The sequence below is a fragment of the Sodalinema sp. genome, from assembly GCF_046483825.1.
Lineage (GTDB): Bacteria > Cyanobacteriota > Cyanobacteriia > Cyanobacteriales > Geitlerinemataceae > Sodalinema.
The window spans coordinates 1-6,244 of the sequence record NZ_JAWOCL010000211.1 but is presented as its reverse complement, the minus strand read 5'-3'; the positions used below and the strand labels follow the sequence as shown (position 1 = coordinate 6,244).

The 6,244-nt window shown below is 49.3% G+C and carries 6 protein-coding genes; 1 reads left to right on the top strand and 5 read right to left on the bottom strand.

Annotated elements, in window-relative coordinates; translation table 11 throughout:
* On the bottom strand, window positions 1-381 hold a 381-nt coding region (locus R6U67_RS13740; protein ID WP_410253070.1), incomplete at its 3' end, for a hypothetical protein.
* Between the two features lie 218 nt (window positions 382-599).
* Here R6U67_RS13740 and R6U67_RS13735 point away from each other — a divergent pair.
* The gene (locus tag R6U67_RS13735; protein ID WP_410253069.1) at window positions 600-1,958 is read left to right on the top strand and encodes an NB-ARC domain-containing protein; all 1,359 of its coding nucleotides are present in this window, start codon (window positions 600-602) and stop codon (window positions 1,956-1,958) included.
* Between the two features lie 122 nt (window positions 1,959-2,080).
* Here R6U67_RS13735 and R6U67_RS13730 read toward each other — a convergent pair whose 3' ends face one another.
* The 4 genes from R6U67_RS13730 to R6U67_RS13715 form a co-directional block, all read right to left on the bottom strand.
* The gene (locus R6U67_RS13730; RefSeq protein ID WP_170191422.1) at window positions 2,081-2,314 is read right to left on the bottom strand and encodes a DUF433 domain-containing protein; all 234 of its coding nucleotides are present in this window, start codon (window positions 2,312-2,314) and stop codon (window positions 2,081-2,083) included.
* A 180-nt stretch (window positions 2,315-2,494) separates the two neighbouring features.
* Window positions 2,495-3,835 carry a TldD/PmbA family protein gene (locus R6U67_RS13725; protein WP_410253068.1) on the bottom strand — a complete coding sequence of 447 codons (1,341 nt, stop codon included), beginning with the start codon at window positions 3,833-3,835 and terminating at the stop codon, window positions 2,495-2,497.
* A gap of 81 nt (window positions 3,836-3,916) precedes the next feature.
* Window positions 3,917-4,480, bottom strand: a complete 564-nt coding sequence (locus R6U67_RS13720) for a Uma2 family endonuclease (RefSeq protein ID WP_410253067.1) — start codon at window positions 4,478-4,480, stop codon at window positions 3,917-3,919.
* Between the two features lie 48 nt (window positions 4,481-4,528).
* Complete coding sequence (locus R6U67_RS13715) at window positions 4,529-5,998, bottom strand: TldD/PmbA family protein (protein ID WP_410253066.1); 1,470 nt, start codon at window positions 5,996-5,998, stop codon at window positions 4,529-4,531.
* Between the last annotated feature and the right edge of the window lie 246 nt (window positions 5,999-6,244).

The window sequence follows — 6,244 nt, the reverse complement described above, 5'->3', positions numbered from 1 at the left end:
TGTCGTTTCTCCGCCGGGAGTATTTTGAGCCGACATAGGACGATAATTGATTATTGAGTTTTCTCGGATGGGATTAATGTTCGAAATAGCATCGTTGGTAATGTTGTACTGCGTACCGTCTCTGGATTCTTCAAATAAGGAGTCTTCTACAAACTGCAACACACTTCCCTCACTGGTCATCCATCCATCGTATAACTTCCATTGAATGAGTGCGTCTTCGTATTGTCCAGATGAAGAGACTCCATAGAACCCTTGTACAGTGCCGGTTTCGCCCGGAGTTAGGTAGAGTGGCGATGCGATCGCTTCTGCGGCGACGCCAACAATTGAAATTGTGGCAGCCGTTGCAGTTATGAACCCTGAGAGCAGTTTTCCTTTTAACATAATTAGTTTTGGCTTAAGCCGGATTAAAATTGGCTAACACCTATTATTATCTCAACCAACTCCTGATTTGATAACCCCGCAAAAGTAGGAATTAGTAGGGGATTAATCCATAACTGAAAAAAGATAATGTGAAATTGTTGTATTTTGTGCTTAATAAAACAAGACTGTGGTAAATTGGGGGTGCATAGGAAACCAAACTACAAATCAAGAGAGCAGCTATGGAGATTCAGGAAGCCTTGCAGTGGACCGATCGCCTGCTTCTAACAACTACGGGAAAACACCTAGATACCCTGCAACGCGCGATCTTAGAGGGAGCCTGGCAAGGGAAAGGATATAAGGAAATCGCCGAAGAATACCACTGTACAAGCGATCACGTCAGGAAATCAGCGTCCGACTTATGGAAACTCCTCTCAGAACTACTCGAAGAAGACGTAAAAAAGAAAAATGTCCGATCGCTCATCGAAAACCGAATATTCTCTTATTACGAAGAGTCAGTACATATCGGCGATAAAATAAATAATATCTGTAACGACTTATACAACGAGCCAAAAATCTCAACTAACCCATCCGCCACCAGTAGCGAATCCGACACCACACCCCGCCATAATCTCAGCCAAGCTCCCGAATACGATCGCCTCCACACCCGTCACAACGAACTCACCACCCTCAAACAGTGGATACTCAACGAACATAGCCGCATTATCACCCTCACCGGATTATCAGGAATTGGCAAAACCGCCCTCGCTCGACAACTCGTCGAACACATAAAAGACCACTTTAGCCATATCCTCTGGTGCAACCATCGTAAATTCTGCAACCTAGAAAGCCTAAAAAACCACATCCACCAGTTTTTCGCCGCAACCTCCACCCCGAACCGATCGCTCCTAGACCATCTCAGACATCACCGTTGCTTGCTCATCCTAGACAACCTGCAAGAGGCCCTAACCCCCGGTGAATTTGTTGGAACCTACCGTCGAGACTATCAAGGCTATGGCCAACTCCTCCGTGAACTCGGCACCTGTTCTCACCAAAGTTGTATTCTGCTCCTGAGTTGGGAACATCCCCTCGAAATCGCCGCCTTAGAAAGCGAAACCCACCACTGTAAAACCCTTCCCGTTCAAGGGTTTCCTCAACTCGCCAGCCAAATCCTCCGCGATCGCCAACTCAAAGACCCCAAAACCTGGCCCAAACTGACTCAGCTTTATAACAACAATCCCTTGTGGCTCAACCTGACCGCTTCCACAATTCTCGACTTATTCAACGGTAGCGTTCAGCAATTCCTCTCCTATCCCACTCTCTTCTTAGGAGACCTAGAAACCGTCCTCACGCTCCACTACCAACGCCTTGGGAACGCCGAAAAAACCCTACTGCACTGGTTAGCCAACCAAGACTCCCCCGCCAACCTCAACCCAAAACCCGCCAATCTCCTCTCAGATCGAGAATTTCTCAAAGCCATCCAATCTCTCAAACGACGCAGTTTATTAGAACCCTCATCCCAGTGTAATCTCCAGCTAAGCCTACAACCCGTCATTCGACAATACATCCGCAACTTGACTGAATGCAGAGACTCAAACTAATCCCAAAACCCGAACATGAAATCGGCAGAACCTAATCACAATGGGTCTTCTGGTTTCAGGGTGATCAGGAAAATTTATGGCGGATTACATCCGTTGTCGTAGGGGCGAAAAATTTTTCGCCCCTACAATTTTGTATCCAATGCAACAACTGAAGACCCATCATAATTAAGATTGAGGACTTGACGAATATCTTCTTCCTCTAACTCTGGATAGGACTCTAAAATTTCTGGAACTGATAACTGACTTGCGAGTAGCTTCAGGACAAATTCTACCGTGATCCGCATTCCCCGGATTGTGGGTTGTCCAAGACATACTCCTGGGTTGATAGTAATGCGATCGAGTTCCCGGATTGCCATGGGATTCCTTGAAATAGGGTGACCTTCTCTCCATTCTGACATAGGATAAGCTACGACAAGTGACATTGGATGCCGACTAGCACGATCGCCCCTCAATCCGGCGCCTTTCACCGCATAGGCTAAACCCATCCGTGAAACAACGCCGGAACACCCCTCACCCCAAAATATCGAGGTTGGCGACTACTCCCCAGTCACCGACAAACCATCCACCCAGATGCGAGGACAAACCCCACCTGGCGTTACCTCCGCCTCCGGTTCCACATAAATAATAGACTTGAGAACCTCGCGGATATCGCCCGCCACCGTCGCCGAATCCACACTCACCTTTTCACCCTTATTCACTAACCAGCCATCAAAGGGAAGAGAGAATGACCCTTGCAACGCATTCACCCCAGCGTGTAACGCACTCAAATCATCAATAAAGACCACCTTTTCCTCCGTATCCAAGGAATACGTCTGGTCCGGTTGCGACGCGGCAAAAATATGATAAAAGTCAGGACTAATCGTGACCTTCGCCCCCATATTCGCATGGCCCGTCGGTTGGGTATTCATGCGTTTTGCGGTTCCCGCACTGTGCAAGAATCCCGTCAAAACTCCCGCCTCAATTAGAGACACCCGGCGCGTCGGCGTTCCTTCCCCATCGAAGTAACTCGACGTCGGATTATCCGCGTGTAGAGCATCATTAAACACCGACAGCAGCGGCGACGCTACCTGGGTTCCCAAGGAATCAGGGGTTGATAAACTGCGCTTGTCGAGAATGCTTTGCGCGTTGTAGAGATTCGAGAAGGCGTTAATCAGACTCAAAAAGGCTTCCGGGGAGAACACCACCCGATATTTGCCCGTTTTAACTTTCTCATAGTTCAAGTGAGAAATGGTCTTCTCGGCGGCTTCTTTTAAGCAGCCCTCAAAATCGAGGTGATCGACCCCAACATCGACCTTATAAGCGCCCGCAGAACGGGGTTTCTTGCCCTCTTGTTCCGTTTTGCTGTAGAGGTACACCGAGGCCACTGAATGAGCTTCATGACGCTGTGCGCCCTCGCTATTGAGGTAAAAACGAGACAGATCCCGTTGCGCCAGACCATTATAAGGAACACTGGCGATCGCCGGATGAGCATCGAGTAACTGTTTCTCCAAATCCACCAACCGCTCAATCAGTTGCGTCACCTCCGTTGGCGGAACCTGAACCGTCTTCAGGTTCTCGATGGGTTTCGTGGCTTCGGGGCTAAAATCAGGAACATGGTCTTTTGCGCCAAACTCACTGGCTTCAGCCGCCGTTTTCAACGCCAACTCCAACCCCTTCGCATCGCTGTCTGTCGTAGACGCAATCCCCACGGTGTTGTTTTGGTTCCAGACGCGCACCGTTACACTAGAACGATTCGAGGCTTTCACCTGTTTCGGTTCACCGCGATCGACTTGAACGCTAGTTTCATCGACACTAGAACCAGAAATGTCGTATTTACGAATACCAATCTGCTTGGCGATATCTTGGACTTGATTGGCAAGAACTTGAATGTCTGTCATACAGGGTTTAAATTGAATCAATGAATGGGTTTAAATGAGCAAAAATGAGGGAAGACTGGGATAAGATAATATCCCAAATCTCTAGCCCTCAAACAACAACGAATCAAGATGAATCAGGAGGTCAGGAAACGACACTAATCGGAGGGAATCACCTCGTTCTAAGGTTTGGTATTCCCGATAGCGTCCGTTTTCAGGATGACGATAGCATTCGAGTTGATGGGTTAAGGCATTGATGAGCCAAACCTCAGGAATTGAAGCAGCCGCATAGCGGGGCAATTTTTCACTGCGATCGCTCTCCAAACTGCTCTCCGCCACCTCAACCACTAAATAGACATCAGCGGCTTGGGGAAGTCCAGAAAAATACTGATCCTCCCGAGGTTTCAACAGACTCACATCCGGTTCAGGTTCCGATAAATCGTTCAGAACAATCGGATTTTGAACATTAATCATGCTCATGTCTGACCCCAACAGCTTCATAAGCTGGTTAGCAATCCTCGTTACATAAGCCGCATGTCGTCTACCAATTGGACTCATTTTGTAGATGTCTCCATCAATCAACTCTAGCCGTTCATCAGGGTTAAGAATCCCCAACTCAGCCATCTTGTGATAGTCCTTGACAGTGAACTTCCAGGTTGTCAATCCCATGACCGAACCTCCTTAATCCGAGTCTTAACGAGAGTCTTCACGAGACTCTTAACGACCGCCAACAGTGATGGAATCCACTTTAATGTGAGGTTGTCCCACGGTGACATAAACACTGCCACTAATAGAACCACAGAACCCCGGCGCGAGTTCCACATCCTTAGAACACATGGAAATTTTATTCATGATTTCCGTCGCTTCACCGATGAGAATTGCCCCTTTCAAGGGTTTGGTGATTTTGCCATTTTCAATCAAATAGGCTTCATCAACCCCAAAGTTAAACTCTCCCGTGGGTCCAACACTACCGCCGCCCATTTTCTTGCAGTAAATGCCTTTCTCCACTGAAGCGAACAGTTCTTCCACCTCGTACTCCCCAGGGGCAATATAGGTATTGCGCATCCGGGAAGCAGCGGCGTGAGTATAGCCCTGACGGCGACCGCTTCCGGTGCGAGGATGTCCTGTCCGCATTGAGCCAGCTCGGTCAGAAATGAAGTTTTTAAGGATGCCATTTTCAATCAACAAGGTGCGTTGAACAGGCATTCCTTCATCGTCCATATCGAGGGTTCCAAACTCTCCTTTCGAGAGTCCTTCATCCCAAGCCGTGAGATTTTCATGAGCGATTTTCTCACCCTTTTTATTTAAGAAAGGGGTCGTTTCTCGCTCAATTTGGGTGGTTTCGAGAAGATGTCCGCAGGCTTCATGGAAAATCACGCCGCCAAAGGAGTTGGCCATGATAATCGGATATTGTCCCGACTCCACATAATCAGCGTAGAGCATGGTTCCGGCGGCTTCGGAGACTTCCTCAGCGGTGCGATCGTAGTTCCAATCGCGCAGGAAACTGGGGTTACTACTATCGCCAATCCGTTGACTGATGGAGGAACGGTTCTCGCCATCGGCACAGAGGAGACTATAGCCGACGGATTGCGTCAGGCGAATATCGCGGGCAAAGACACCATCGCTGGCGGCCACGAGAACTTCTTGCCAATCGCGGAAATAGGCGGCGCGACGGGATTGGACGTGTTTGGCTTTCTGGTTAATGCAGTCATTCGCCGCCAGCAACACATCGCTCATTTCTCGCATGGAACTACAGTCAGCCAACCAGCCTTCTTTGTGGTTAGTTTTGGCGTAGTCGCGGGTGATTTCCAGGTTGATGTCGGGGATATAGGCGTTACTTCCGGGGAGGGAGAGTCCCATGATGGCCAATCCTTTCTCTAATGCGGCTTTCAAGCCGTCAAAGGAGAGGTCATTGGTGCTGACGTAACAATCCGCCTTGCCACGAAAGACGCGCACCCCTGCACCGGTGGAGAGGCGGGGGGAGATGCTAGTGATAGCATCGTCTTCAGCCAGACAACTAATGTAGTTGGTGCGTTCGAGGAAAAATTCAATAAAATCCGCGCCAGCCGCGCGTCCTAAGCCTAGAAGGGTGGCCAAGGGAGCGCGCCAGGTATCATCGAAGCGATCGCTCGGATTATGGGGTTTTACTGTGGGGAGTCCTTTGGTCAGTAATGCAGTCGGAGGCATATATAACAGTTTCTAAGAGTATTGCTTAATTTATTGTAACGTTTCTTTTAAGCAGAGAACCCACCCCGCCCTAACGGGCACCCCTCCCTGGAGGGGATGATTAAGAGGGAATACGGCTGCGTCTCTCCCCTCCAGGGAGGGGTTAGGGGTGGGTTCTCCCCTCCAGGGAGGGGTTAGGGGTGGGTTCTCCCCTCCAGGGAGGGGTTAGGGGTGGGTTCTCCCCTCCAGGGAGGGGTTAGGGGTGGG